This is a genomic window from Pseudomonas sp. P5_B2 (assembly GCF_056400445.1).
Map to the genome: position 1 here is coordinate 1 of NZ_JBFULH010001473.1, position 556 is coordinate 556.

Annotated in this window: 2 protein-coding genes; both read right to left on the bottom strand. The window is 51.6% G+C overall.

Annotation, left to right across the window (positions count from 1 at the left end; all coding sequences use genetic code 11):
- Nucleotides 1–211, bottom strand: a 211-nt coding sequence (locus AC1DRJ_RS31900; protein ID WP_477805599.1) for a BrnA antitoxin family protein, incomplete at its 3' end; no start/stop codon positions are given.
- A 3-nt stretch (nt 212–214) separates the two neighbouring features.
- Nucleotides 215–496: a BrnT family toxin gene (locus AC1DRJ_RS31905; protein ID WP_477805600.1), complete on the bottom strand. Its 282-nt coding sequence runs from the start codon at nt 494–496 to the stop codon at nt 215–217.
- Between the last annotated feature and the right edge of the window lie 60 nt (nt 497–556).

A 556-nucleotide genomic window follows, 5' to 3' on the forward strand; every position in this document is an offset into this window, starting at 1 on the left:
GATCGAGCTCGGTGGTTGTTTCCCTGTGATTGAGCAATGCCTGACGCAAGGTGTTGTTTATCACAGTCTGATAGCCAAATCCCTCGCTCTCGGCGCGTGAACGAGCCGCCTCTATGACGGCATCATCGAGCATGATGGTGATTCTGGTTTTGCCTTTGCTGGAGGCAACAGCCCCGCGCTTGGCATTGCTGAAGTCGTATTCGTCTTTCATCGGTCAATCCTCCATGTACCGGCGGCGCTCGTTTTTGGTCGCGATGCGCGCGGAAATTATTCGAACGAAATTCGGATCTCGATAGGTGTACGCAACGACCAGCAAGCGACCTTTGGCGTCCATCCCCATGATGACCCACCGTTGTTCATCATGGTGGTGGTCTTGAAGCGTAAGCGCTCGCTCGTCATAGAAAACCGGCTCTGTTTCTGAAAGGCTGATGCCTTGGTGCTTCAATTTGTTTGCTGCGTTTTTCGCCTTGTGAAACTGAATTTCGAATGGCTTCATTATGCATACTTTATATGTATAAGCGAGAGGCGACCGTGCCGACGGTCACTTGGACTACCA